Source organism: Achromobacter aegrifaciens, assembly GCF_902859965.1.
GTDB classification, from domain to species: Bacteria; Pseudomonadota; Gammaproteobacteria; order Burkholderiales; family Burkholderiaceae_B; genus Achromobacter; species Achromobacter aegrifaciens.
This window is the reverse complement of record NZ_CADIKO010000001.1, coordinates 1,946,270-1,972,701: the sequence shown is the minus strand read 5'-3', so window position 1 is coordinate 1,972,701 and position 26,432 is coordinate 1,946,270. Positions and strand designations below refer to the sequence as shown.

Sequence of the window (26,432 nt, the reverse complement as noted above, 5' to 3'; positions counted from 1 at the left end):
GGACCGCCCCGACAGGGCGGTTTTTTTTCGCCCGGCAACCGGCCCCTTCGCGACGGCGCCCAAAAGAAAAACCGCCCGATGGGCGGTTTCCAGATCAGGCCACGGCGGGCCGGAATCAGAACGCCGGAACCACGGCGCCCTTGTACTTGTCCTGGATGAACTTCTTCACCTCGGGCGTGTGCAGGGCCTGCACCAGCTTCTTGATGCCGGGCGCGTCCTTGTTGTCCGCGCGGGTCACCAGGATGTTGGCGTAGGGCGAATCCGAGCCTTCGATGAAGAGGGCGTCCTTGGTCGGGACAAGGCCGGCCTCCAGCGCGTAGTTGGTGTTGATCAGCGCCAGGTCCACGTCGTCCAGCGAGCGCGGCAGCATGGCGGCTTCCAGTTCGCGGAACTTCAGCTTCTTGGGGTTCTCGACCACGTCCGCGGCCGTCGCCAGGATGTTGGACGGATCCTTCAGCTTGATCACGCCCTGCTTCTGCAGCAACACCAGCGCGCGGCCGCCGTTGGAGGGATCGTTCGGGATCGCGACGGTCGCGCCGTCCTTGAGCTCGGACAGGCTCTTGATCTTCTTGGAATAGCCGCCGAAGGGCTCGACGTGCACCAGCGCCACCGGCACCAGCGTGGCCTTGCGGTCCTTGTTGAAGGAATCCAGATAGGGCTTGTGCTGGAAGAAGTTGGCATCCAGCTGCTTATCCGCCAGTTGCAGGTTGGGCTGCACGTAGTCGCTGAACACCTTGATGTCGAGCTCCACGCCTTCCTTGGCCAGTTGCGGCTTCACCACTTCCAGGATCTCGGCATGGGGGACCTGGGTCGCGCCCACCACCACTTTTTCGGCATGGGCGGCGTTCGCCGCCACCAGGAACACCGACGCCGCCAGAGCGGACCGGACAAAGTTCAAACGCATGTGTTGCCTCTTTTATGGGTAAAAAATCGGGGCCGATGCCCCTGCCGGTGTGGCCCGGCCCCCTTTTGCGGGGCCGGCCGTTGCGAAATCGCCCCCAATTTACCTGAATGCCGGTTATTTGTCGGGCATATGAACATGGGTTTAAAGCATAAGAAACCTGTGGGTACTACAATCCGTCGTATGCTTGCGCTACCGCGTCCCGAACGCGTTTTTGTGCAGGCATTTTTTCTAACCACTCATACGTATATTTGCCGACTTAGCTGCCATGACCGACACCCCCGACCCTGCTGCCGTTTCGTCTCCTGCTGTCAAAGCCGCTGTGCTGTCTGAAGCACTGCCGTATATCCGACGATTTCACGGCAAGACCATCGTGGTCAAGTACGGCGGCAACGCCATGACGGAAGAACGTCTGCAGCGCAGCTTCGCGCATGATGTCGTGCTGCTGAAGCTGGTGGGTCTGAATCCGGTGGTGGTGCACGGCGGCGGTCCGCAGATCGACGACGCGCTGCGCCGCATCGGCAAGCAAGGCACCTTCATCCAGGGCATGCGCGTCACCGACGCCGAAACCATGGAAGTGGTCGAATGGGTGCTGGGCGGCCAGGTCCAGCAGGACATCGTCATGATGATCAACGAGGTCGGCGGCAAGGCCGTGGGCCTGACCGGCAAGGACGGCGGACTGATCCAGGCCCAGAAGAAGCTGATGGCCAACAAGGACAATCCGTCCGAACCCATCGACATCGGTTTCGTCGGCGACATCACCATGGTCGAGCCGGCCGTGGTCAAGGCGCTGCAGGACGACCAGTTCATCCCCGTCATCTCGCCCATCGGCTATGGCGAGGACGGCACGGCCTACAACATCAACGCCGACGTCGTCGCCGGCAAGATGGCGGAAGTGCTGGGCGCTGAAAAGCTGCTGATGCTGACCAACACCCCGGGGGTGCTGGACAAGGGCGGCAAGCTCTTGCGCAGCCTGTCGGCCCAGACCATCGACGAACTTTTCGCCGACGGCACGATCTCCGGCGGCATGCTGCCCAAGATCTCGTCCGCGCTGGACGCCGCCAAGAACGGCGTGAACTCCGTGCACATCGTCGACGGCCGCGTGCCGCACTGCCTGCTGCTGGAAATCCTGACCGACCAGGGCGTGGGCACGATGATCAGCTCGCACTGATGCGGGCACAGCGTTACCTGTTGCGGCCGGCGGTGCGCGTGCGCCGCTCGCGCCGCGCGGCCACGGGCGATTCCGAACGCCTGTGGCTGTTCGACCTGGACAACACGCTCCACGACACCTCGCACGCCATCTTCCCGAAGATCGACCACGGCATGACCATGGCCGTGGTCGAGGCGCTGAACGTCGACATCGACACTGCCAACCACCTGCGCTCGCAGTACTGGAAACGCTACGGCGCCACCATGATAGGCATGGTGCGCCATCACGGCGTGGACCCCCATGATTTCCTGCACCGCAGCCATGACTTCGACGTCGGCCCCCTGGTGCGCGCGGAAAAGGCGCTGGCCTACAAGCTGAGCCGACTGCCGGGCCGCAAGGTGCTGCTGACCAACGCGCCGCTGCACTATGCGCGTGCGGTGCTCGCGCGCCTGGGCATCCTGCGCCAGTTCGACAGCCTCTGGGCCATCGAGCACATGCGGCTGCACGGCGAGTTCCGGCCCAAGCCTTCGCCCACTCTGCTGCGCCACGTGCTGGCCCGCGAAGGCGTGCAGGCGCGCAACGCGGTGCTGGTGGAAGACACCTTGGCCAATCTGCGCGGCGCGCGCCAGGCAGGGCTGCGCACGGTGCACGTGTATCACCCCGGCACGCCGTTCGCCCGCGGCCGTTCGCAGCGGCCGGCCTATGTCGACTTGCGGGTAAACTCCGTCAGTGATTTGCTGTTACGCCGACGCCCCTTGCGGGGATAGCGGCGCGCTCCTCCCCTCCCCTTCACCGTCAAGCCTGCGCGAGAGCAGACCCTTCCATGGCGAGCAAACCCGGCGAGCGCAAGACCCAGATTCTGCAAACCCTGGCCGAGATGCTGGAGCAGCCGCACGCCTCCCGCATCACCACGGCGGCCCTCGCCGCGCGCCTGGAAGTCTCTGAAGCCGCGTTGTACCGGCACTTCGCCAGCAAGGCGCAGATGTTCGAAGGGCTGATCGAATTCATCGAAACCAGCATCTTCACGCTGGTGAACCAGATCGCCATCGCCGAGCCCCAAGGCCTGACCCAGGCCCACCAGACCGTCTCCATGCTGCTGACCTTCTCGGAACGCAACAAGGGCATGACGCGCGTGCTGACCGGCGATGCGCTGGTCACGGAAGACAACCGCCTGCAGGAACGCATCAACCACATCAACGACCGCATCGAGGCGTCGTTGAAGCAATCGCTGCGCATCGCGGTCACCGATGGCGGCCTGCCGCCGCAGGCCAATGTCGCGGCGCATGCCAGCCTGCTGACGCATCTGGTGCTGGGCCGCTGGCTGCGTTACGCGCAAAGCGGCTGGCGTATCGCGCCCACGCTGCATCTGGACGAGCAGCTGCGCCTGGCGCTGGGCTGAGCGGCCGGGGCTGCCTGCCGGCTCTGGCGCGAATTAGTATCGTGAAACGATCTAATTAATTTTCCATCCGTCTCTATTTCCGCCCATTTGCATTGTTCCATGCAACAATCTCCGCTTGCCGGCGGCGCGGGGCGACGAGCATAATGCCCGTCAGAGGTTTTCCACAAGCCCAAATCTCCACAGGCTTGATCAGTATCAATACGGGTTTTCCGCAATGCCGTCACGATCATGCTGTAGCGTCGACACACCGATTTGACCTATCCCGTTGCTCGCGGGGCGGTGTGTCGGCAGTTTGACCTCAACCGGAGATGGATATGACCGCGCAAGCCGCCGTCCCTGCCTCGCAAGCCCCAAAGAAAACCAAAATTCCAATCGGACTCATCGCCGGCGTCCTAGTGATGATCGGCGTGCTGATGATGCCTTTGCCCGCCGACCTGCCCGTCGCGGGTCACCGGATGCTCGCCATCCTGGCATTCGCAGTGGTGGTCTGGATTACCGAAGCCGTGTCCTACGAAGCCAGCGCGATCATGATCACGACGCTGATGGCCTTCCTGCTGGGCACGGCTCCGACAATCAAAGACCCGCAAGTGGTTTATGGCACCTCGGCCGCGATCAGCATGGCGCTGACCGGCTTCGCGAACTCGGCGCTGGCGCTGGTCACCGGCGCCTTGTTCATTGCGGCCGCCATGACCTTCACCGGGCTGGACCGGCGCATCGCCCTGGTGACGCTGGCCAAGGTGGGCACCAGCACGCGCCGCATCCTGATCGGATGTATCGCCGTGACCATCGTGCTGAGCCTCGTGGTGCCCAGCGCCACCGCGCGCAGCGCGGCCGTGGTGCCCATCATGATGGGCGTCATCGCAGCCTTCGGCGTGGACAAGCGTTCCAACATCGCCGCCGGCATCATGATCATCGTGGCGCAGGCCACCAGCATCTGGAACGTCGGCATCCAGACCGCCGCCGCGCAGAACCTGCTGACCGTCGGCTTCATGGAAAAGATGCTGGGCGAACGCGTGGCATGGTCGGACTGGCTGATCGCTGGCGCCCCCTGGTCGCTGATCATGTCGGCCGTGCTGATCATCATCGTGCTCAAGCTGCTGCCGCCGGAAAGCGACAGCATCGCGGGAGGCAAGGAAGCCGTCGAGAAGTCGCTGCTTGAACTGGGCCCCATGACCGGCGCGCAAAAACGCCTGATGGCCGTGTCGCTGATGCTGCTGCTGTTCTGGTCGACCGAAGGCAAGCTGCACAAGTTCGACACCACTTCCACCACCTACTTCGGCCTGGTCCTGCTGCTGCTGCCGCGCTTTGGCGTGATGACGTGGAAAGACGTGCAATCGCGCATCCCATGGGGCACCGTGATCGTGTTCGGCGTCGGTATCAGCCTGGGCACCGCCCTGCTGACGACCCAGGCTGGCCAATGGCTGGGCAACCAGGTCGTGGCGCACACCGGACTGGACCACCTCGGACCGCTGGCGATCTTCGCGATCCTGGCCGCCTTCCTCATTGTCATCCACCTGGGTTTCGCCAGCGCCACCGCGCTGACCTCGGCCATGCTGCCGATCCTGATCTCGGTGCTGGCCACGCTGCCGGGCGAATTCAGCCGCCTGGGCATGACCATGCTGCTGGGCTTTGTCGTCAGCTACGGTTTCATCCTGCCCATCAACGCGCCGCAGAACATGGTGTGCCTGGGAACGGAGACCTTCAACGCCAAGCAGTTCGCCAAGGTCGGCATCATCGTCACCATCGTCGGCTACCTGCTGATGCTGCTGATGGGCATGACCTACTGGCGCTGGCTGGGCTGGCTGTAAGGAGGGCGCGCCATGAAGATTTCGATCGCCCAAGCCAATGAATACGGCCGCCGCGTGCTGATGGCCCAAGGCGTGCCCGAGGACATCGCCCGCGACGTGGCCGAGCACCTGGTCGAGTCCGACCGGGTGGGCTACACCAGCCACGGCCTGTCCATCCTGACGAACTACCGGCGCGTGCTGTCCGAGGGCCTGGCCCAGGCCGACGGCCGGCCCGAACTGGTCAACGACCGCGGCGCAATGCTGGCCTACGACGGCCACCACGGGCTGGGCCAGTATGTCGGCAAGGTCGTCATCGAGAAGGCCATCGAGCGCACGCAGGAGCACGGCCAGTGCATCCTGACCCTGCGTCACAGCCATCACCTGGGCCGCATGGGCCACTACGGGGAAATGGTGGCGGCCAAGGGCCTGATCCTGCTGGCTTTCACCAACGTGATCAACCGCTCGCCGACCGTGGCGCCTTTCGGCGGCGCGCAGGCCTGCCTGACCACCAACCCGCTGTGCTTCGCCGGCCCGCTGCCGGGCGGCCGTCCGCCGTTCCTGGTGGACATGGCCACCAGCTCGATCGCCGTCAACAAGGCGCGGGTGCTGGCCGCCAAGGGCGAGGAAGCGCCCGCGGGCTCGCTGATCGACGCCCAGGGCAATCCGACCACGGATCCCAACGCGCTGTTCACCGACCCGCCCGGCGCGCTGCTGCCGTTCGGCGGCCACAAGGGCTATGCCCTGGGTCTGGTGGCCGAACTGTTGGCCGGCGTGCTGTCTGGCGGCGGCACGATCCAGCCGCAGCATCCACGCACCGGCGTGGCCACGAACAACATGTTCGCGCTGCTGCTGGATCCGCAGGTGGACTTCAATACGGATTGGCGGTCGATGGAGGTGGGTGCGTTCATCGACTACCTGCACGCCTGCAAGCCGCAACCGGGCGTCGAAGGCGTGCAGTATCCGGGCGAGTACGAAGCTCGCAACCGGGCGCTTAACGAGGACGCGCTGACGTTTGATAGCCGGATCTGGGATGGTCTTACCAAGCTGGCGGTCGACCTTGGGGTGCCTGAGGCGTTGCCTGCTTGAGGTTGTAGGCGGTTCTTGCGGGTAACGTTTATTTGCTTGCTTTCGGGCGTTTTGGGTTCTTAAGACGCCCGTCGCATCGGCGGCCCGCCATGCGCGGGGCAACGATTGCGGTCCGGAGCCTTCGCTCCGGACTGCCCCATCCTCATCCTCGTCACCGCCTGCGGCGGTTCCTTCGGATTCCGTCGGGCTTATCGACGCCCCGCGCATGGCGGGCCGCCGACGCGACGGGCTCGTTCAACTGCAATTCGGCCTCAGCTGGGGCGAGCTGTGTGCTTGGCTTTCTAGCAACGGGTGGGGTATGGCGGTGGATCTTGCGGGGCTCGCCTCGGGCCGGCCGCCCGGGCGGCCTTCCGAGGCTTCCGCGGTGTCTTACGGTTGAGAATGACGCTGCGCGCGTGTGAGACACCCATCAGCGTTAACGCCTCAAGGGTGCTGCTCATCACCGAACGTCACCAGGCCGTTGATCATCACCGACCGCTAAGCCACGGTGCCGGATGGGTGGTGCGCGCGAGAAAATCCTCAAGCGCAAGCCGCTGCCTGCCGCGCACCACCCATCACCGCCCCACCCCGATGATGAGCGGCCACTAGCAAACCACGCTCCGCAAACGCGCAAGCGACCATCGCCACGACGCCCAAAACCACGTATGTAGCTTACGGCCGCCCGCGCGGCCGTAAGCTACGGGCAACGCAAGACTCGTCACCGATCACGGATCTAGCAGCGCAGCGACCCAAGACGTACGTAGCCCGTAGGCGCGGGCGGCGTGGCGGCTCGCAACCTCGATGCGCCCGACGGAATCCGAAGGAACCGCCGCAGGCGGTGATGAGGATGGGGAAGTCCGGAGCGAACGCTCCGGACCGCAATCGTGGGCGCGAGCCGCCACGCCGCCCGCGCCTACGGGCGACCTACGAAGAACGCGCAGCCGCCAAAAAGATCAAGTCTTAACCGACCGATGCCGACTAACACTCATCATGATCCCAAACGCAATCCCCATGGTGAACAAAGCCGTCCCCCCATAGCTCATGAACGGCAACGGCACCCCCACCACAGGCAGAATCCCCGTCACCATCCCCACGTTCACGAATACATAGATGAACAGCATCATCGTCAGCGCCCCGACCAGCAACCTGCCGAACTGCGACGATGCCCGTGACGCGATCGTCAGTCCTCGCGCCATCATCAGCCCATACAGCACCAGCATGGCGATGCCGCCGTAGAGTCCGAATTCTTCCGCGTACACCGCGAAGATGAAGTCGGTGGTGCGTTCGGGGATGAAGTCCAGGTGCGTCTGCGTGCCCTTCATGTAGCCCTTGCCGTATACCCCGCCCGAGCCCACCGCGATCATCGACTGGATCGTATGGAAGCCCTTGCCCAGCGGATCGGAACTGGGGTTGAGCAGCGTGCACACCCGGTGCTTCTGGTAGTCGTGCAGCACCACCCAGTCCACATCGGGCTCGCATAACTGGTCTTCGTAGTAGATCAGCGTGCCTATGCCGATGATGCCCGCCAGCATGACCGGCACCAGCAACTTGAACGACAGGCCCGCGAAATAGATCACGAAAAAGCCGGCGCCGAACACCAGCAGCGCCGTGCCCAGGTCGGGCTGCAGCACGATCAGGCCGAAAGGCGCGGCCAGCATGGCGGCGGCGGCCAGGAAGTCGCGGATGCGCACGGCGCCTTCGTGACGCTGGAAATACCAGGCCAGCATCATGGGCACGGCGATCTTCATCATCTCGGAAGGCTGGATGCGGGTCACGCCCAGGTTCAGCCAGCGCGTCGCGCCCTTGCTGGTTTCGCCGAAGAACTCCACGCCCAACAGCAGCACCACCCCCACCACGTAGAAGGGCAAGGCCAGCTTCATCAGCCACTTCGGCGGAATCAGGGCCATGGTCCACATGGCAAAGAAGGCGATGATGAAATTGCGCGACTGTTCGGCGAAGCGCCAGTCCGTGCCGCCCACCGCGGAATGCATGACCGTCATGCCCAGCGCGGCGAACATCAGCAGGATCGCCAGCAGCGGCCAATCGAAGGCCGTGAACACACGTAGCAGGATAAGGCCCAGGCGTTTCATTATCGGCGCACCACGTCGGAAGCGATTTCCTCGACCGAGGCCAGCGGGTCGGCGCGGTCGGGCCGCACGATCTTGTCCTGACGGTCCTTGGCCAGCCAATAGTCGAACACCTTGCGCGCGACCGGCGCGGCGACGCTCGCGCCCCAGCCTGCGTTCTCGACGATCAGCGCCACCGCGATGCGCGGATGCTCAAGCGGCGCGAAGCCCATGAACAAGGCGTGGTCGCGCAGACGTTCGTCAATGGCGCTGGCGCGGTAATGGCCGCCGCGCAGGCTGAACACCTGCGCGGTGCCGGTCTTGCCGGCCGCCTGGTAAGCCGTATTGGCGAACGCGCGCCGCGCCGTACCGGCGCGCACCACATCCGCCATGGCGTTCTTGATCACATCCACGTTGGCCTGCTTGAGGGGAATGCGGTAGTCGGGCGCGGACTCGGTGGCCTTGGCCACGCCGCTGCGCGGATCGCGCACCGCGTGCACCAGGTGCGGGCGGCGGTACAGGCCGTTGTTGGCCAGGGTGGACGTGCCCTGCGCCAGCTGCAACAGCGTGAATGCGTTGTAGCCCTGACCCACCGCCACCGAAATCGTTTCGCCCGCGTACCAGCGCTGGCGGTCCTTGTCCTTGTAGGCCGAGCGTTTCCAGTCGGTCGAAGGCAGCACGCCGCGCTTTTCGCCTTCCAGGTCGATGCCGGTGATCTGGCCGAAGCCGAACTGCTTGGCGAAATCATGCAGCGCGTTCACGCCGATTTCCGGACCCAGCGAATAGAAATAGGTGTCGGACGACACCACGATCGCCTTGTGCATGTCGGTCATGCCATAGGCCGCGCCGCCGGCGTTGCGGAATTTCTGGCCGCCGAATTCGTAATAGCCGGGGTCGGAGATGCGATCGGTGGCGCGGCGCTTGCCCAGTTCCAGCGCGGCCAGGCCCACAAAGGGCTTGTAGGTGGAACCGATGGGATAGGTGCCGTACAGCGGCCGGTTGATAAGGGGATGGTCCGGCGATTCGTTCAGCATGCGCCAATTGTCCACGTCGATACCGTCCACGAACAGGTTCGGGTCGTAGGAAGGCTGCGAGACAAAGGCCAGTACCTCGCCGGTATCGGGGTCGATGGCGACCAGCGCCCCGCGCTGCCCCTCGAATGCGGCTTCGGCCACCTTCTGCAGCCCCAGGTCGATGGACAGCATGATGTCGGAGCCCGGCACCGGGTCGATCCGGCGCAGCGTGCGCATGGGGCGTCCGCCTGCGGTGACTTCGACTTCTTCCAGCCCGGTGCGGCCGTGCAGCTGCTCCTCCCAGGTCTTTTCGATGCCCTTCTTGCCGATGACGTCGGTGCCGCGATAGTTGCCCAGCTGGCCGGCGCGGTCCAGTTCTTCGATATCGCCTTCGGCGATGCGGCCGATGTAGCCGACCACGTGGGCCGCCGACACGCCCTGCGGATACTCGCGCACCCAGCGCGCGCGCAGCTCCACGCCCGGGAACTGGAACGAATGCGCGGCGAACCAGGCGGCTTCGGTTTCGTTGAGGTTATTGCGCAGCTGCAGGCTGGCGTAGCGGCTGGACTCGGCGGCGCGGCGCTTGAAGCGGCGCTGGTCGGCCGGGCTGATGTACACGACTTCGGTCAGGCGTTCGAACAGCGCGCTGAGGTTCCCTGCCTGTGCCGGCACGACCTCCAGCGTATAGGTGCGGTAGTTGCGCGCCAGCACCTCGCCATTGCGGTCCAGGATCTCGCCGCGTCGCGGCGGGATGGGCACGACCGCGATGCGGTTGCGGTCGGCGCGCTCGGACAGGCCCTCGTAGCGGTCGACCTGCAGGTACCAGAAGCGGCCGATCAGCACGCCGAAGCAGGCCAGCGCGAACAGCCCGCCCACCCAGGCGCGCAGGCGGAAACGCTGCTTCTGCTGCTGGCCGGTTTTCTTGAATTCGAACATGACGCGGCGCCGCCGTCAGGCGGAGGAGGATTCAGCGTCGTCGACACCGCGCTGCGGCAAGTGCAGAACCCAGCCCGCCAGCGGCCACAAGGCGGTGGTCAGGAGCACGCTGATGCCCCAGTCCCAACCCGGCCATTTGCCGGCCAGCCATGCGTGGATGATCTGGGTCACGAAGCGGGCAATGAAGAACACAGGCAGCATGTGCATGGCCTGGCTCCAGAGGTCGAAGCGCTGCAGCCGGCGGTGCAGCACCACCGCGCCGTAGGCGACCAGCGTGTACGACAGCGCGTGCTCGCCCAAAAGGCCGGCGTCGTGCACGTCCATCAGCAGCCCAAAGAAGAAGGCGGTGAACAAGCCGACGCGGCGCGGCTCATGCACGCACCAGAAGGCGATGATCAGCAGCAGGATGTCGGGCGCGCCCTGCCACAGGCGCCAGGGCAGCAGCGACACCAGCCACGCCACCAGCACCGTGGCCCAGACGAACAAGCCGTGCGCCGGGCCGGAGAGCCGGTCGGGCTGCACGTTGCTGGGGGTGCCGAGGCGGCGCGCGGCCTGCCCCGAGGATTGATTAGTCCGATCCACCGGAATCGACCTCCTGACGGTTGGACTCGGCGCGCTCCACATCGACCTGCAAGACCAGGAAGTGGCGGTAGCGTTCGGGATGGGCCAGCGGTTCGCATACGGCGCGCGCGAAGCCGGAGGCGGTGTCGCGTTCGACCGAGGTCACCTTGGCCACAGGCAGGCCTGCCGGGAACAGCCCGCCGACGCCGCTGGTGACGATGGTATCGCCTTCCTTGATGTCGGCGTTGGCGGCAAGGTAACGAACTTCCATCTTGCCGGGCGAGTTGCCGCCGAACGCAATCAGGCGCAGGCCGTTGCGCAGCAGCTGCACGGGGATGGAGACCTGTTCGTCGGTGACCAGCGCCGCCTCGGCGGTCATGGGCGTGACGCGCACGATCTGCCCGACCACGCCGCCTTCGTCGATCACCGGCATGCCCGGGGCCAGCCCCGCCTTGCTGCCCTTGTTGAACACCAGGCGCTGCGTGAATGCGTTGGTGGGTTCATACATGACCTCGACCACCACCGCGGATTGCGCCACGGTATCGGTCACCCCGAGCAGCCGGCGCAACTGCGAGTTCTCGGCAGCCAGCTGGGCGCCATGCGTGGTCACCTGGGCCAGCTCGATGCGCTGGCGCTGCAAGGCTTCGTTTTCGCTACGGATGAGATTGGCCGCGTTGACCCATTCGTTCACTTGCTGGACGAGGTCTCGCGGCGCCATGACGGCGCGTTGGAAGGGATACAGCGCGACGGACATTGCGCGGCGCGCCGGTTCCAGCATGCGCCATTGCGAATCCATGACGATCAGGGCCAACGCAAGGACGACCAGAACGACCAGCCGCACCTCCGCAGGTGGGCCGCGCCTGAATAGGGGAGGAGTCCCTTGTCGTTGCATGAATATCAGCCCGGACGCCCGCGTCCGTCGCTCCGGCAGCGGCCGGAGCCGTGAAAAAGCGGGGCTCCGGGCTGGCGGGCAAAATTAGTCGTTGATGAAGATGGCGCCCAGTTTCTCAAGGTGTTCCAGCGCCTCGCCGCAACCGCGCACGACGCAGGTCAGCGGATCGTCCGCGACCACGACGGGCAGGCCGGTCTCTTCCTGCAGCAGGCGGTCCAGGTCGCGCAGCAGCGCGCCGCCGCCGGTCAGGGCGATGCCCTTGTCGGTGATGTCGGCGCCCAGCTCGGGCGGGGTCTGTTCCAGCGCGATCTTCACTGCCGAGACGATCTGGTTCAGCGGGTCGGTCAGCGATTCCAGGATCTCGTTGGACGAGACCGTGAAGCTGCGCGGCACGCCTTCGGCCAGGTTGCGGCCCTTGACCTCGATCTCGCGGACTTCGGATCCCGGGAACGCCGAGCCGATTTCCTTCTTGATCAGTTCGGCGGTGGGTTCGCCGATCAGCATGCCGTAGTTGCGGCGGATGTAGTTGACGATGGCTTCGTCGAACTTGTCGCCGCCCACGCGCACGGAGCCCTTGTAGACCATGCCGCCCAGCGAGATGACCGCCACTTCCGTGGTGCCGCCGCCGATGTCGACCACCATGGAGCCGCTGGCGTCGGACACGGCAAGGCCGGCGCCGATGGCCGCGGCCATGGGTTCTTCGATCAGGAAGACATGGGACGCGCCCGCGCCCAGGGCCGATTCACGGATGGCGCGACGTTCGACCTGGGTGGAGCCGCAGGGCACGCAAACGATGATGCGCGGGCTGGGCGCCAGCATGTTGCGGGGGTGCACCATGCGGATGAACTGCTTGAGCATCTGCTCGGTGACCGTGAAGTCGGCAATGACGCCGTCCTTCATGGGCCGGATGGCTTCTATATTGCCGGGAACGCGGCCAAGCATCTGCTTGGCTTCATGGCCGACGGCTTGAATGATCTTCTTGCCGTGGGGACCGCCTTCATGACGGATTGCGACCACGGACGGTTCATCGAGCACGATGCCCTTGCCGCGGACGTAGATCAGCGTGTTGGCGGTACCGAGGTCGATCGCCATATCGCTGGAAAAATAACTGCGCAGGAATCCGAACATGGGAGCTCAGCTAAATTCTGGGGGGAATGAGGTACATGCCGCGGGGCGTAGGGCCCGTAAAACAACGGGTCCGCCTGTCATCACGGCGATTAAACCGTGAATCATAACTTATAATTTCCCCGGAAATAGCGCATAAATGCAGGCTATTCAAGCTTTGTAACGGGTTCGGCGTATGCATACTGCCCTGTCCCGCCCCTCGGCCTTCGCTTATCGATTTGCAATCCCCCATGGCGCTCAATGACACAGATGTGGCCCGCATTGCCCGGCTGGCCAGAATCGAACTGACCCCCGACCAGCGCACCGTCGCGCAGGCCGAACTCAACGGCATCCTCCACCTGATCGAACGGCTCCAGTCCGTCGATACCCAGGGGGTCGAACCCCTGGCTCACCCGCTGTCCGCCCATGAGGACATCGTGCTGCGCCTGCGTGAAGATGTCGTGACCGAACCCAGCTCGGAGGCCCGCCGCGAGGAGCTGCTGGCCAACGCCCCCGACGCCCAGGAAGGCCTGTTCCTGGTTCCCAAGGTCCTGGATTAAGTCATGACGAAACCCGCTCTGCACACCCAATTCAAGGGGATCGCCGCCCTGCGCGCGGCCCTTGCGCAACGCCAGATCAGCGCCGTCGAGCTCGCCCAAAGCGGCCTGGCGGCCGCTGAAGCGGCCAGCGGCCTGAATTGCTTTTTACATATTGACGCCGAATTGACGCTGGCCCAGGCTCGCGCCGCCGACGCCGCGCTGGCGTCCGGCTCGGCCGGCCCGCTGGCGGGCATCCCGATCGCCCACAAGGACGCCTTCGTCACCCGCGGCTGGCGCACCACCGCCGGCAGCAAGATGCTCGAAGGCTACGTCAGCCCGTTCGACGCCACTGTCGTCGAACGCCTGGGCGAAGCGGGCGCCGTGTCGCTCGGCAAGCTGAACTGCGACGAATTCGCCATGGGTTCCGGCAACGAGAACTCCGCCTACGGCGCGGTCAAGAACCCCTGGGACCACGCTGCCGTGCCCGGCGGCTCCTCGGGCGGCTCGGCCGCCGCCGTGGCCGCCCGCCTGGTGGCGGCCGCTACCGGCACCGACACCGGCGGCTCGGTGCGCCAGCCCGCCGCCCTGTGCGGCGTCAGCGGCATCAAGCCCACCTACGGCACCGTATCCCGCTTTGGCATGGTGGCCTTCGGCTCCAGCCTGGACCAGGCCGGCCCGCTGGCCGAAAGCGCCCGGGACCTGCTCGAACTGCTGGACGTCATCAGCGGCTTCGATCCGCGCGACGCCACCAGCCTGGAAAAATGCGACGCCGCCGCCAACGCGCCCGGCCGCGTCCGGCGCGACTTCGAGGCGGCCCAGGGCCGTTTCGACGCCGCCGGCAGCCAGCCGTTGAAGGGCCTGCGCATCGGCGTGCCCGCCGAGTACTTCGGCGCCGGCCTGGCGCCCGACGTGGCCGCCGCGGTCGAGGCCGCGCTGGTCCAGTTCGAAGCCCTGGGCGCCGTGCGCGTGCCGGTGTCGCTGCCGCGCACCGAACTCGCCATTCCCGCCTACTACGTCATCGCCCCCGCCGAAGCGTCCAGCAACCTCGCGCGCTACGACGGCGTGCGCTACGGCCACCGCGCCGCCCAGTACGGCGACCTGAACGAAATGATCAGCCGCTCGCGCGCCGAAGGCTTCGGCGACGAGGTCAAGCGCCGCATCCTGATCGGCACCTACGTGCTGTCCCACGGCTACTACGACGCCTACTACCTGCAGGCGCAGCGCCTGCGCCGCATGATCGCGCAAGACTTCCAGCGCGCCTACGCCGACCAATGCGACGTGATCATGGGGCCGGTGACGCCCACGGTGGCCAAGAACATCGGCGACAACCGCGACGATCCCACGGCCGACTGGCTGGCCGACGTCTACACGCTGGGCGTGAGCCTGGCCGGCCTGCCTGCGATGTCGATCCCCTGCGGCTTCGGTGGCGCTGGCAACCAGCGCCCGGTGGGTCTCCAGATCATCGGCAACTATTTCGACGAAGGCCGCCTGCTGGCCATCGCCGACCGCTACCAACAAGTGACGGACTGGCACACGCGTGCCCCGGTCCAGCAAGGCTGAGAACATGAACTGGGAAATCGTCATCGGCCTGGAAACGCACACCCAGCTTTCCACGGACTCCAAGATTTTTTCGGGTAGCAGCACCGAATTCGGCGCCGCGCCCAACACCCACGCCAACGTGGTCGACCTGGCGCTGCCGGGCAGCCTGCCGGTCATGAACCGCGGCGCCGCCGAACGCGCCATCCGCTTCGGTCTGGCCGTGGGCGCCACCATCGCGCCGCGCTCGGTGTTCGCGCGCAAGAACTACTTCTACCCCGACCTGCCCAAGGGCTACCAGATCAGCCAATACGAGCTGCCGGTGGTGGTGGGCGGCTCGCTGTCCTTCTTCGTCGGCGAGGAAGAGAAAACCGTCAATCTGACGCGCGCCCACTTGGAAGAAGACGCGGGCAAGTCCCTGCACGACGACTTCAGCCTGGCCAACGGCGCCCCCGGCAGCGGCATCGACCTGAACCGCGCCGGCACGCCGCTCCTGGAAATCGTGACGGAACCCGAAATGCGCTCGGCCGCCGAGGCCGTGGCCTACGCCCGCGCCCTGCACAGCCTGGTCGTGTGGCTGGGCATTTGCGACGGCAACATGCAGGAAGGTTCGTTCCGCTGCGACGCCAACGTGTCCGTGCGTCCCGTGGGCCAGAAGGAATTCGGCACCCGCACCGAGATCAAGAACGTCAACTCGTTCCGCTTCCTGGAACGCGCCATCGTCTATGAAGCGCGGCGCCAGATCGAGCTGATCGAGGATGGCGGCACGGTGGTCCAGGAAACCCGTCTGTACGATGCCGACCGCGACGAAACGCGCAGCATGCGCAGCAAGGAAGACGCGCACGACTACCGCTACTTCCCCGACCCCGACCTGCCCACGCTGGTGATCTCCAGCGCCTGGGTCGACGAGGTCCGCGCCGCCATGCCCGAACTGCCGGCCGCCCAGCGCGCCCGTTTCGAATCCGAGTACGGCCTGCCCGCCTACGACGCCGCCCAGCTGACCGTCAGCCGCGACCTGGCCGCCTACTTCCTGGCGGTGGCGAACGCGCTGCCGGCCGGCCAGGCCAAGCTGGCCGCCAACTGGGTCATGGGCGAAGTCTCCGCCGCCCTGAACAAGGACGAAAAGAGCATCGCCGACTCTCCGGTCCAGGCGCCGGCGCTGGCCGCCCTGATCGGCCGCATCATCGACGGCACCATCTCCAACAAGATCGCCCGCGAAGTCTTCGGCGCCATGTGGGCCGGCGAGAACGGCGGTCAGCCTGACGCCATCATCGAGGCGCGCGGGCTCAAGCAGATCAGCGACACCGGCGCCATCGGCGCCATGATCGACGAGGTGCTGGCCGCCAACCCGGCCATCGTGGAAGAGTACCGGGCCGGCAAGCAGAAGGCGTTCAATTCGCTGGTGGGCCAGATCATGAAGGCCGCCCGCGGCAAGGCGAATCCGCAGCAGGTGAATGATCTGTTGAAGCAGAAGCTGGATAGCTGACCGCGCAGGACGCCCCGGCAACGGGCGCATTCCTGACGTATCAGACGAAACGAAGGGCCGCGGCATATTGCCGTGGCCCTTCGTTTATCCAAGAATGATCTGGTCGACTTTTGCCCGGAGGCTTGGACATGAACTACCTGGAAATCAGCACCAGCGAACTACTGCACTGCTTTTCCGACCACCTGCAGGCGGTCCGCGAAGGCCAGCATTTCATCATTTCACTGGACGGCGTGTTCTGCGCCAGGTTGACCCCGGTCCTACCCAGCACGTCGCTGGATGCCCATGATGCGCTTGAGGCAATGAAAAGCTTCAAGCCAGCACCGGCCGTCCCCCACGAAGTCATCCGTTCCTGGGTCGAAGAGGGCCGGGAATGAATCCGATCCACTTGATACCGGACGCCTCGCTTGCGCTGGCGTGGCTGGTCGACCGCGCGGACGCCCACGAAGCGCTGATGGCCCGGCATCTGCTGGAAACGGCCCACGAATCTGAAAACACGGTGCCCCTCATCTGGCACACGGAGGTCGCGAACGGCATGTTGCGCGCCGAACGTAGCCAACGGGCGTCGGCGGGTCAGCTGTTCTCGTTCAGACAGCTACTCGAACGCCTGCCCATAATTCCGGATCCGGCCGCCCCATCTTCCAGCGTGGCCCGCAGCTATCTGCTGGCTCGAACGCACGGCTTGACCGTCTACGATGCCAGCTATCTCGAACTGGCCCAAAGAACCAACGGCTATCTGGCCACCTTTGATCGCAAGCTGGCGGATGCCGCCCGGGCGAGCGGTGTTGCCGTCTTTGGCCAACCCCACGGCGTCGCCGAGCCAGCGGCAAGCTACGGTTAAAAAAAGGGCAGCACCTGGCCGCCCCTTTCTACTCGCCAAGGACGAGGTTTACTTCACCCCGTACTTCGTCCGATAAGCCAACACCGCCTCACGGTGTTCGGCGAACGACGCATCATCCTGCAGCAAGGCCAGAATGTCCGCCAGCGACGCAATCGACACCACCGGCATGCCGTAAGTCTTGGCCACGTCCTGCACGGCAGAATGCGCCGACAGCGCGTCGTCCGGACCCGCGCGTTCCATGCGGTCCATGGCGATCAGCACGGCGGCAGGCTCGGCACCGGCCGCGCGGATGATCTCGACCGATTCGCGCACCGAGGTGCCCGCGGTGATCACGTCGTCAATGATGACGACTTTGCCCTTGAGCGGCGCGCCGACCAGGGTGCCGCCCTCGCCGTGGTCCTTGGCTTCCTTGCGGTTGTACGCGAAAGGCACGTCGCCGCCCTTCATGTCCGGGTGGCCGGCCAGCGCCACGGCGGTAGCCGTGGACAGCGGGATGCCCTTGTAGGCCGGACCGAACAGCATGTCGAATTCCACGCCCGAATCCAGCAGCGCCTGGGCGTAGAACTGCGCCAGCTTGCCGACCGAGCGTCCGCTATTGAACAGGCCCGCATTGAAGAAATAGGGACTGATCCGACCCGATTTGACCTTGAAGCTGCCGAAACGCAGCACGCCCTCGTTCAGGGCGAAGCGGACGAAATCCAGGGCGGTGGCGGAAGATTGGGCGGCGGGCATGCGTAAAGGTCCGGTAGATGGCAAACGCCAGCATTTTATCCGCTGTCGGGGCTATTCCCGGGCGGCGGCGCGGAGTCGGTTAAATTGCTGCCATTGCCCCGGCCCTGGCGGCCGCTCAACAGGAGTTTCGCTTTGCTGCGCATCACGTCGATCAATCTCAACGGTATCCGGTCCGCCTTCCGCAAGGGCCTGCAACCCTGGATGGAAAAGCACGCCGCCGACGTGCTGTGCCTTCAGGAAATCAAGATATCCGACGAAGACCTGACCGACGACCTGCGCCACCCGCCCGGCTATACCGGCCACTTCCACCATGCCGTGAAGAAGGGCTATAGCGGCGTGGGCATCTATCTGCGCGACGCGGCCGAGCGGGTGAACGCCGGCCTGGAATGCGAGGAATTCGATCCCGAAGGCCGCATCATCCGCGCTGACTGGAAGAACCTGTCGGTCATCAGCGCCTACCTGCCCTCGGGCTCCAGCGGCGACGAGCGCCAGCAGGCCAAGTACCGCTTCCTGGACCGCTTCGGCCCCTGGATCGACGCCCTGATGCACGAACACAAAACCACGGGCCGCGAGTTCATCATCTGCGGCGACTGGAACATCGCGCACAAGGAAATCGACCTGAAGAACTGGAAGGGCAACATGAAGAACTCGGGCTTCCTGCCCGAAGAGCGCGCCTGGCTGACCGACGTGTTCGACAAGCGCGGCTTCGTCGACGTGTTCCGCACCATCGATGACCGCCCGGACCAATACACCTGGTGGAGCAACCGCGGCCAGGCCTGGGCCAAGAACGTGGGGTGGCGCATCGACTACCAGATCGCCACGCCGGGCATCGCCGCCCGCGCCCGCAATGTGGCCATCTACAAGGACGAGCGTTTCTCGGACCACGCTCCCCTGACGATCGACTACGACGCCACGCTCTGACCCGCCGCTTCCCCTAGCGTTGCGGCGGCTTCCCGGCGCAACCATTCCAGAAACGCTGCCGCCCGCGGATCTTCTGAACAAGACCGCGGCGACAGCAGTACATAGGCCGAACCGTCACGGGCAAAGCCGCAAGGCGCCTGCAGCCGGCGGTCGCGCAAGGCGTCGCACGCCATCAGCGCCGAACCTATCGCCACCCCCAAACCGGCGGCGGCGGCCTGCAAACTCAGATAGAAATGCTCGTAGGCCGGCCCGGTCCGGCGCGGGGGTTTCATGCCCGCTGCCCGCGACCATTGCCGCCAGGCTAGCGGACGCGTCGCGCTGCTGAGCGCTGGCGCCCCGCCCCAATCCGCTTCAGCCGGATCCGCGTCCGCGGCGCCGGCCAATCCCGGCCGGCACACCGGTCCCGTCCACTCCTCGCAGACATGCTCGGCATACAGGGCCGGGTCCCAATCGAAGTCATTGCGGCGCAGGGCTACGTCCACACCCTGGGCGCCGAAATCGACCGGTCCGCCCGCAGCGTACAGATGCACCTGCACGCCGGGATGGGCGTGCTGGAAGTCCGGCAGCCGCGGGATCAACCACATCATGGCGATGGTGGGCTCGCAGGACAGCACCAGCGGCGCGTCCGCCGCCGGCTGGCGCAGCTTGGCCAGGCCAGTTGTCAGCTGCTCGAACAGCGCGCTCGTCACCTCGAACAGCTGCCTGCCGGCATCGGTCAGGAAAACAGCTCGATTGCGGCGCTCGAACAGCGCCACGCCCAGCGCATCCTCGAGCAGCCGGATCTGCCGGCTGACGGCGCCATGCGTCACGTGCAACGCTTCGGCCGCCTTGCCGAAAGCCTGATGACGGGCCGCGGCATCGAACACCCGCAACGTATTGAGCGGTGGCAGTTTCATGGCGAAAGGTGATTTTTTCTCACGGATAAGCGGCATTAGAAATCGTTTTTCCGGCGCGCGCCAGCGTCCCACAATGCCGGCTCCATTTCGCAACCTGCCGCCCTATTGCCATGACCGAACTGATCGCCGTCGCCCTCATCACCATTCTTGCCGTCATCAGCCCCGGGCCGGACTTCGCCATGGTCACGCGCAACAGTTATCTGTTCGGCCGCCGCACCGGCCTGATCTGCGCGCTGGGCATCGCGCTGGGCGTGCAGGTGCACGTGTTCTATACGATGTTCGGTGTCAGCCTGCTGGCCCATTACGCGCAGCCCGTGCTGCAGGGCATCAAACTCGCGGGCGCCTGCTACCTGGTCTACATGGGCTGGAAGACTTTCTTCAACCGCACCCAGGTCAGCCGCGACTTGTCGGCCCGCCCGCCGATCTCGGGTTGGCAGGCGCTATACAGCGGCTTTCTGACCAACGCGCTCAATCCCAAGACCACGCTGTTCGTGGTCAGCACCTATACCCAGGTCGTGTCGCCCGGCACGCCGTTGTCGTGGCAGTTCGGCTATGGCCTGTTCATGTCGCTGGCGCACTGGATCTGGTTCGGCGTGGTGGCGTGGTCGGTGTCCTCGCCTTTCCTGCGGCGGATGCTGCTGGATCATCAGCTTGCGGCCGATCGGGTGGTGGGAGCGGTCTTGATGGCCTTGGGCGCGGGGCTGGCTGCCGCGCAGTTGTAATCCTGCCCCCGGGGAATGATTTCGCTCAAATAAATAACGGGGACGCATTAAGCAGGCAACACCCTTCGTGCCAGCCCAAACATGCCTCAGACCAGCGTTCCTTTCCTCTGCGGAAGTCGCAAGGGCGCAATACTTCTTGGTGAAAATAAACGGGGACATATTTATTTCCCTAGGGAATTCAAGCATTTCTGCTCAAATCCCCCTCATGAACGCGTCATTCACCCAAATCCAGCCATCAATACGTCCCTATTAAAATAAAAGAAAAAGTGCTTTGATATCAAGGTGATGGCACTATTTTTCGGCTTTGCGCAGGGCAACATTTTGCCCCTACAATTCCCGCACCATACAGGTGCAGCCGTGCACCAAAAAGAATTTTCGCGCCCCAATCCGGCGCAGTCCGCACCTATTCGAAGCACCCCCAAGGAGATCATGTTGAAAGTGCAGAGTCTGGACGACTTCCTGCGTGGCGTCGCCGCGCGCGACCCGCAGCAGCCTGAGTTCATGCAAGCCGTCCAGGAGGTGATGCTGAGTCTCTGGCCTTTCATCGAGAAGCACCCCCACTACGCCGAGCATGCCGTACTCGAGCGTCTGGTGGAACCGGAACGCGTGATCCAGTTCCGCGTGTGCTGGACCGATGACCGCGGCCAGGCCCAGGTCAACCGCGCTTTCCGCATCCAGCACAGCTCGGCCATCGGCCCCTTCAAGGGCGGCATGCGCTTTCACCCCTCGGTGAACCTGTCCATCCTGAAGTTCCTGGCCTTCGAGCAGACCCTGAAGAACTCGCTCACCACGCTGCCCATGGGCGGCGGCAAGGGCGGCTCCGACTTCGATCCCAAGGGCAAGTCCGACGCCGAAGTCATGCGCTTCTGCCAGGCTCTGATGATCGAGCTGTACCGCCACCTGGGTCCGGACACTGACGTGCCGGCCGGCGACATCGGCGTGGGCGCGCGCGAAGTCGGCTTCATGGCCGGCATGATGAAAAAGCTGTCCAACTCCACCGCCAGCGTGTTCACCGGCAAGGGCCTGACCTTCGGCGGCAGCCTGATCCGCCCCGAAGCCACCGGCTACGGCACCGTGTACTTCGCTGAAGAAATGCTCAAGCGCGTGGGCAAGTCCTTCGACGGCCTGCGCGTGTCCGTGTCGGGCTCGGGCAACGTCGCCCAGTACGCAATCGAAAAAGCCATGGCGCTCGGCGCCAAGGTCGTGACCGTTTCCGACTCCAACGGCACCGTGGTGGACGAAGCCGGCTTCACGCACGAGAAGCTGGTGGCGCTGATGCACATCAAGAACGACTTGCGCGGCCGCCTGGACACCTATGCCCGCCAATTCGGCCTGACCTATGAGTCCGGCAAGCGTCCGTGGCACGTGCCGGTGGACGTGGCCCTGCCCTGCGCCACCCAGAACGAACTGGAATTGGCCGATGCGCAAACGCTGATCAAGAACGGCGTGCTGTGCGTCGCCGAAGGCGCCAACATGCCGGCCACGCTGGAAGCCGCCAAGGCCTTCATCGCCGCCCGCGTGCTGTACGCCCCGGGCAAGGCCAGCAACGCCGGCGGCGTGGCCGTGTCCGGCCTGGAAATGGCCCAGAATTCGGCCCGCCTGTCCTGGACGCGTGAGGAAGTCGACGCGCGCCTGCACGCCATCATGCGCGACATCCACGAGAACTGCGTGCGCCACGGCCATAGCGAGCGCGAATACGTGAACTATCTGGATGGCGCCAACATTGCCGGCTTCGTGAAGGTGGCTGACGCGATGCGTCAGCAAGGCTTGTATTAATCCCCCCCCGAAGCGCTGCGCGCTTCCCCCCCAGGGGGGCGCCGCTGCGGACCGGCGGAGCCCGGCTCCGCGCGGCCCCGATTGGGGGAGACCGGCTTGATGCGGGCGGGTCTGCCTCTGGTCTGACGACGGACCTGCCCCAATAGCGAGGATCTGCCCGAGCCGGCCCCTGGGCCGGCTTAGTCTTTCATGCGACTACACCCGCGCCGTCAGGCGCGTGCAGCGCCTGGCGCTTAATGCTTCATCGTGCCGTGGTTCATGCTGCCGTGGTTCATGCCGGGGTTGTGCGAGGCCGGCTTGACCTTGAATTGCACGGCGACTTCGCCGGCTTTTTCGAACTTCAGCGTGGCCGGGACCGTGCCGCCTTCGGCGAACGGGGCCTTCAGCTTGATGAACATGACGTGGTAGCCGCCCGGGCTGAGCTTGACCTCGGTGTCCGCCGGCAACGCGATGCCGCCTTCCACCTGACGCATCTTCGAGACGCCGTTCTCGGTTTGCACCGTGTGCAGTTCGACGCGTTCCGCCGCGTCGGACGACACCGACAGCAGGCGGTCAGCAGCCTTGGCGTCGTTGTCGATGTCCATATACCCCGCGCCATTGGACTGGCCGGGCGCCGATGCGCGCACCCAGAGGTCGTCGACCTCGATCTGGCCAACCTTGTAGTCCTTCGCCCAGGCCGAGCCGGCCGTGCACAGGCCCAGTGCGGCGATGACAGCGAACTTGCGGATGTTCATGGGTTGTTCTCCTAGTGGGTTAACGCCGCCTGACCAGGCTGCGGGCAGCTGACAGGACCGAATCCGTCAGGGCTTCCATCGCTTCGGAGTTTACCCGCCAATGCTGCCAATACAGCGGCACATCCTCCCAGGCGCGGCCTCGAAGCAGCATCAGCTGACCTGCATCAAGGTGTTCCTGCACCAAGGGCAGCGGATTCATGGTCCAGCCCAGGCCGCCCAGCGTGGCCTGGACGAACGCGCGGGTAGAAGGCACCCACCAGACCGGCGGCTGCCAGGGCGCAGGATCGGCGATCTTGTGCGCGAAGCGCGCCTGCAGCGCGTCCTTGCGGTTGAACACCAGCACCGGCGCCTGCGCCAGCGTCTGGGCGTTGACGCCCTGCGAAAAATAGCGCTTGTGGAATTCCGGCGTGCAGGTGGCCACGTAGCGCATGCTGCCCAGCGCATGGATGCGGCAGCCCTGGACCGGCTCGGCCAGGGCGGTCACCGCGCCCAGCACCGAACCGTTGCGCAGCAGCGCCGCGGTGTGGTCCTGATCTTCGGACTGCATGTCCAGCGTGGCGCGCGTGCGCGCCGAAAACTCTACGGCAGCGTCGACGAACCAGGTCTCCAGGCTGTCATGATTGACCGCGACCGGGATGCTGGCATACGGCACATCGTCGTCCGCCACGCCCAGGCGGTCGAGCGCGTCATGCTCCAGCAGCGCCGTCTGCTCGGCCAGCCGCACCAGCACCTGGCCGTCCGCCGTCGCCACCGCCGGCACGGTGCGCTGGACCAGCAGGCGGCCCATGCGGTCCTCCAGCGCCTTGATCCGCTGCGACACCGCGGATGGCGTGACGCTGAGCGACAGCGCCGCCCGCTCGAAACTGCCTTCCCGCACTACCGCGGCCAGGGCGCGCAGGTTGCCGTGATCGATTTTCATGAGATTAGTTTTACTTAAGATAGTGAAGGAAAATTAGCTTTATTTCATATTCACTGCAAGCGAAAATGCCTTATTACCGGAGCGCCATAGCGCCCCGCGTTGTCATCCAAACGCCGCCACAGGCGTAGCAGCACAGGTGCAGGTCATGTTCGCCACGTTGTCATCCCCCCTCTTCTTCACTGCCTGGGCCAGCGGTACGGCCACCGGGCTGGGCCTCTTCGCGGTCGTGGGCGCGCAAAGCGCGTTCATCTTGCGACAGGGGCTGATGCGCGCCCACCTCTTGAGCGTGGTCGCCATCTGCGCGCTGATAGACGCCGTCTTCATCTTCGCCAGCGTGTCCGGCCTGCAGGCGCTCACCGCCTGGTTCCCCTGGCTGACAACCGCCGTGCTGTGGTTCGGCGTGGCCTTCCTGTCCTGGTACGCATTGCAATCGGCGCGCCGCGCCTGGACCGCCACCGGCGGCCTGGCCGCCGCCCGCGACGTGGTGCCATCGCGCCGCGCCGCCATGCTGGGCGCGCTGGGCTTTTCGTTGCTGAATCCGCATTTCTGGCTCGACATGGTGGTGGTCGGCTCGCTGGCGCACGGCTTCGAGGAAGCGCGCATGGCATTCGCCGCCGGCGCCTTCACCGCCAGCCTGCTGTGGCTCGCCGTGCTCGGCATCGGCTCCCGCCTGTTCGCCCCGTTCTTCGCCAGCGCGTCGGCCTGGCGCGTGCTGGACGGCATCATCGCCGTGGTCATGGCCGCGCTGGCGGTCAGCCTGGCGCTGAAGGGCGTGTAGACGCGTTTAAGCTACGCTTCCAGCAGTTCCCCCGATCGGCCGCCCGGACCTCCCGGCGGCCGGTTTTCCTGCTTGCCGCACCCGCCGCGTCCGGAGTCCCACATGTACAGCTCCACCTTCATCTTCGCCACCAAGCAGTTCGACGATGATTTCCACCGCCTGGATCAAGCCATCGCCGCTGCCGCGCGCGCCATTCCGGGCTATCTGGGCGAAGAGAGCTGGGCAGACACCGCGCGCGGCCTGATCTCCAACGTCTACTACTGGGAATCGCTGGAAGCGTTGGAACAACTCATCCGCCACCCTGCGCACCAGCAGGCCAAGGCCGCACAAGCGCGCTGGCTGGACGGCTATCGCGTGGAAATCTCCCAGGTGCTCCGGCGCTACGGCGCAGGGCTGGCGCCGCCGTCCTTATAATCGCCCGGTAGCCAATCTTTCGTCGGGCGCAACACCGGCCCGCCAGACGATCATGCGCGGTCCCAGCCCTTCCAAAGATGTGCGCCTGCCCCCCCTGGCAGCCATCCAGGCCTTCGAGGCAGCCGCCCGCCTGGGCTCCTTCGAACGCGCCAGCGAGGAACTCTTCGTCACTGCCAGCGCCATCGGCAAGCGCATCGCCGCGCTCGAGGCCATGCTGGACGTCACACTCTTCATCCGCAGCAGCCGCGGCGCCACGCTGAGCTCGGCCGGACGCGAGTACCTGGACCAGGTCCGCACCGCGCTGGACCTGCTGTCCGACGCCTCCCTGCACAAGCGCGGCGAACCCAAGCTCGAACCGCTGCGCGTCGTCTCCACCCCCACGTTCGCCCGCCAGGTGCTGATCCCCGCCCTGCCCGGCTTCACCGCCGCGCATCCCGAGGTGGAGCTGGAAATCATGCTGTCCATCCCCTACCTGGACATCATGCCGCCCAATGCCGACGTCTGGGTGCGCTTCGGCAGCGGAAAATATCCCGGCCTGAACGCGCACCAGTTGACGGCGGATCCGGTGTTCGCGGTCTGCGCGCCCGAATACCGCGACCGGCACGGCCCCTTCGAGCGGCCCGCCGACCTGGCCCGGGCGCAACTGCTGCGCTGCCCGATGGAACCGTGGCGGCCCTGGCTGGCCGCCGCCGGGCTGGACTGGCCCGAGCCCGCGCGCGGGGTGTGGCTGGTGGACCTGGGCATCATGTTGGCAGCCGCGCGCGCCGGCCAGGGCCTGGCGCTCACGCGGCGCGCGCTGGCGGCGGAATGGCTGGACGAGGGCAAGCTGGTGCGCGTCCTGGACATCGAAATTCCCGGCGAATGCCAGTATTACCTGTGCACCGAAACCTCGCGCCCGCCGGGCAGAGCGGTCCAAGCGTTTTCCCTATGGCTGGATGACGTGTGCAAACAGGTTTCTCAATGGCCGCAAGGCCTGCGGGCCGGTAAGGAATAAATTTCCAGGCCGGGGCGGAATGAAATTCCGCGCAGCCCGCCGCCGCGCTGGCTAGGATGCCGCCAATGCAATGTCCCGCCCATGCCCGCCACGGCACGCCGCCTTCCATTCCCTTCCCCACAGCAGGCAGCGCCATGGCGCATGACAGGAACCCTCGTGCGTCCGTACTAGGTATTTACGCGGAAAAACCCCGCCGGGTCAGTTTCGCGTAAGTGATTAGGCAGACAGTCACGACACGCCACACAGGAGAGCGCCGCAGCAACGATTTTCGCC

General features: G+C 65.4%; 26 protein-coding genes. 16 read left to right on the top strand and 10 right to left on the bottom strand.

Annotated features, from left to right (window positions below):
- Positions 1 to 115 precede the first annotated feature (115 nt).
- On the bottom strand, positions 116 to 904 hold the full coding sequence (locus HV793_RS09185) for a MetQ/NlpA family ABC transporter substrate-binding protein (RefSeq protein ID WP_054457776.1): 789 nt from the start codon (positions 902 to 904) through the stop codon (positions 116 to 118).
- Between the two features lie 265 nt (positions 905 to 1,169).
- On the opposite strand from HV793_RS09185, the gene argB reads away from it, so the two are divergent.
- The 5 genes from argB (at position 1,170) to HV793_RS09160 (ending at position 6,323) form a co-directional block, all read left to right on the top strand.
- The gene (argB, locus tag HV793_RS09180) at positions 1,170 to 2,072 is read left to right on the top strand and encodes an acetylglutamate kinase (RefSeq protein WP_013396740.1); all 903 of its coding nucleotides are present in this window, start codon (positions 1,170 to 1,172) and stop codon (positions 2,070 to 2,072) included.
- Entirely contained in the window at positions 2,072 to 2,818 is a 747-nt protein-coding gene (locus tag HV793_RS09175) for a pyrimidine 5'-nucleotidase (protein ID WP_054457777.1), read from the top strand. The genes argB and HV793_RS09175 overlap by 1 nt, the downstream gene beginning before the upstream one ends.
- Before the next feature lie 56 nt (positions 2,819 to 2,874).
- The gene (gene slmA, locus HV793_RS09170) at positions 2,875 to 3,450 is read left to right on the top strand and encodes a nucleoid occlusion factor SlmA (RefSeq protein WP_054457778.1); all 576 of its coding nucleotides are present in this window, start codon (positions 2,875 to 2,877) and stop codon (positions 3,448 to 3,450) included.
- Between the two features lie 314 nt (positions 3,451 to 3,764).
- Positions 3,765 to 5,258 carry a DASS family sodium-coupled anion symporter gene (locus tag HV793_RS09165; protein WP_054457779.1) on the top strand — a complete coding sequence of 498 codons (1,494 nt, stop codon included), beginning with the start codon at positions 3,765 to 3,767 and terminating at the stop codon, positions 5,256 to 5,258.
- 12 nt (positions 5,259 to 5,270) lie between these two features.
- Positions 5,271 to 6,323 carry an Ldh family oxidoreductase gene (locus tag HV793_RS09160; protein ID WP_054457780.1) on the top strand — a complete coding sequence of 351 codons (1,053 nt, stop codon included), beginning with the start codon at positions 5,271 to 5,273 and terminating at the stop codon, positions 6,321 to 6,323.
- Positions 6,324 to 7,255: 932 nt separating this feature from the next.
- On the opposite strand, the gene rodA is transcribed toward HV793_RS09160, so the two are convergent.
- From rodA to HV793_RS09135, 5 genes are all read right to left on the bottom strand, one after another.
- Positions 7,256 to 8,392 carry a rod shape-determining protein RodA gene (rodA, locus tag HV793_RS09155; RefSeq protein ID WP_175213028.1) on the bottom strand — a complete coding sequence of 379 codons (1,137 nt, stop codon included), beginning with the start codon at positions 8,390 to 8,392 and terminating at the stop codon, positions 7,256 to 7,258.
- Positions 8,392 to 10,317: a penicillin-binding protein 2 gene (gene mrdA / locus HV793_RS09150; protein ID WP_175213027.1), complete on the bottom strand. Its 1,926-nt coding sequence runs from the start codon at positions 10,315 to 10,317 to the stop codon at positions 8,392 to 8,394. The genes rodA and mrdA overlap by 1 nt, the downstream gene beginning before the upstream one ends.
- 15 nt (positions 10,318 to 10,332) lie before the next feature.
- Entirely contained in the window at positions 10,333 to 10,899 is a 567-nt protein-coding gene (gene mreD, locus HV793_RS09145; RefSeq protein WP_054456889.1) for a rod shape-determining protein MreD, read from the bottom strand.
- A complete protein-coding gene (mreC, locus tag HV793_RS09140; RefSeq protein WP_042796087.1) occupies positions 10,886 to 11,770 on the bottom strand; it encodes a rod shape-determining protein MreC in 885 nt (294 codons plus the stop codon). The genes mreD and mreC overlap by 14 nt, the downstream gene beginning before the upstream one ends.
- An 84-nt stretch (positions 11,771 to 11,854) precedes the next feature.
- Positions 11,855 to 12,898, bottom strand: coding sequence for a rod shape-determining protein (locus tag HV793_RS09135; protein WP_006216320.1), 1,044 nt, complete (start codon positions 12,896 to 12,898; stop codon positions 11,855 to 11,857).
- A 227-nt stretch (positions 12,899 to 13,125) separates the two neighbouring features.
- Here HV793_RS09135 and gatC point away from each other — a divergent pair, with 227 nt between their 5' ends.
- The 5 genes from gatC to HV793_RS09110 all read left to right on the top strand — a co-directional run bounded on the left by gatC (position 13,126) and on the right by HV793_RS09110 (position 17,273).
- Positions 13,126 to 13,434, top strand: a complete 309-nt coding sequence (gatC, locus tag HV793_RS09130) for an Asp-tRNA(Asn)/Glu-tRNA(Gln) amidotransferase subunit GatC (protein ID WP_054456891.1) — start codon at positions 13,126 to 13,128, stop codon at positions 13,432 to 13,434.
- A 3-nt stretch (positions 13,435 to 13,437) separates the two neighbouring features.
- Positions 13,438 to 14,973, top strand: coding sequence for an Asp-tRNA(Asn)/Glu-tRNA(Gln) amidotransferase subunit GatA (gene gatA, locus HV793_RS09125; protein WP_175162430.1), 1,536 nt, complete (start codon positions 13,438 to 13,440; stop codon positions 14,971 to 14,973).
- A gap of 4 nt (positions 14,974 to 14,977) precedes the next feature.
- On the top strand, positions 14,978 to 16,435 hold the full coding sequence (gene gatB, locus HV793_RS09120) for an Asp-tRNA(Asn)/Glu-tRNA(Gln) amidotransferase subunit GatB (protein ID WP_175213026.1): 1,458 nt from the start codon (positions 14,978 to 14,980) through the stop codon (positions 16,433 to 16,435).
- Between the two features lie 128 nt (positions 16,436 to 16,563).
- Entirely contained in the window at positions 16,564 to 16,809 is a 246-nt protein-coding gene (locus tag HV793_RS09115; RefSeq protein ID WP_175213025.1) for a type II toxin-antitoxin system Phd/YefM family antitoxin, read from the top strand.
- Positions 16,806 to 17,273, top strand: coding sequence for a type II toxin-antitoxin system VapC family toxin (locus HV793_RS09110; protein WP_175213024.1), 468 nt, complete (start codon positions 16,806 to 16,808; stop codon positions 17,271 to 17,273). Before HV793_RS09115 ends, HV793_RS09110 begins: the two co-directional genes overlap by 4 nt.
- A 48-nt stretch (positions 17,274 to 17,321) precedes the next feature.
- On the opposite strand, the gene pyrE is transcribed toward HV793_RS09110, so the two are convergent.
- Positions 17,322 to 18,005, bottom strand: a complete 684-nt coding sequence (pyrE, locus tag HV793_RS09105) for an orotate phosphoribosyltransferase (protein WP_054456901.1) — start codon at positions 18,003 to 18,005, stop codon at positions 17,322 to 17,324.
- Positions 18,006 to 18,137: 132 nt separating this feature from the next.
- On the opposite strand from pyrE, the gene HV793_RS09100 reads away from it, so the two are divergent.
- Complete coding sequence (locus HV793_RS09100; protein WP_054456902.1) at positions 18,138 to 18,926, top strand: exodeoxyribonuclease III; 789 nt, start codon at positions 18,138 to 18,140, stop codon at positions 18,924 to 18,926.
- On the opposite strand, the gene HV793_RS09095 is transcribed toward HV793_RS09100, so the two are convergent.
- Positions 18,908 to 19,822 carry a LysR substrate-binding domain-containing protein gene (locus tag HV793_RS09095; protein ID WP_175213023.1) on the bottom strand — a complete coding sequence of 305 codons (915 nt, stop codon included), beginning with the start codon at positions 19,820 to 19,822 and terminating at the stop codon, positions 18,908 to 18,910. The genes HV793_RS09100 and HV793_RS09095 overlap by 19 nt on opposite strands.
- 110 nt (positions 19,823 to 19,932) lie before the next feature.
- Between HV793_RS09095 and HV793_RS09090 the strand changes: the two genes are divergently transcribed.
- Positions 19,933 to 20,544, top strand: coding sequence for a LysE family translocator (locus tag HV793_RS09090; protein WP_175213022.1), 612 nt, complete (start codon positions 19,933 to 19,935; stop codon positions 20,542 to 20,544).
- 429 nt (positions 20,545 to 20,973) lie between these two features.
- Positions 20,974 to 22,320, top strand: a complete 1,347-nt coding sequence (gene gdhA / locus HV793_RS09085; protein WP_054456908.1) for an NADP-specific glutamate dehydrogenase — start codon at positions 20,974 to 20,976, stop codon at positions 22,318 to 22,320.
- Positions 22,321 to 22,553: 233 nt separating this feature from the next.
- Here gdhA and HV793_RS09080 read toward each other — a convergent pair whose 3' ends face one another.
- A complete protein-coding gene (locus HV793_RS09080; RefSeq protein WP_119450180.1) occupies positions 22,554 to 23,054 on the bottom strand; it encodes a copper chaperone PCu(A)C in 501 nt (166 codons plus the stop codon).
- Between the two features lie 19 nt (positions 23,055 to 23,073).
- A complete protein-coding gene (locus HV793_RS09075) occupies positions 23,074 to 23,973 on the bottom strand; it encodes a LysR family transcriptional regulator ArgP (protein ID WP_054456912.1) in 900 nt (299 codons plus the stop codon).
- Between the two features lie 145 nt (positions 23,974 to 24,118).
- On the opposite strand from HV793_RS09075, the gene HV793_RS09070 reads away from it, so the two are divergent.
- The 3 genes from HV793_RS09070 (at position 24,119) to HV793_RS09060 (ending at position 26,159) form a co-directional block, all read left to right on the top strand.
- On the top strand, positions 24,119 to 24,751 hold the full coding sequence (locus HV793_RS09070) for a LysE/ArgO family amino acid transporter (protein WP_054457287.1): 633 nt from the start codon (positions 24,119 to 24,121) through the stop codon (positions 24,749 to 24,751).
- Positions 24,752 to 24,853: 102 nt separating this feature from the next.
- The gene (locus tag HV793_RS09065; protein ID WP_054456914.1) at positions 24,854 to 25,165 is read left to right on the top strand and encodes an antibiotic biosynthesis monooxygenase; all 312 of its coding nucleotides are present in this window, start codon (positions 24,854 to 24,856) and stop codon (positions 25,163 to 25,165) included.
- A gap of 52 nt (positions 25,166 to 25,217) precedes the next feature.
- A complete protein-coding gene (locus HV793_RS09060; protein WP_054456916.1) occupies positions 25,218 to 26,159 on the top strand; it encodes a LysR substrate-binding domain-containing protein in 942 nt (313 codons plus the stop codon).
- Positions 26,160 to 26,432 lie beyond the last annotated feature (273 nt).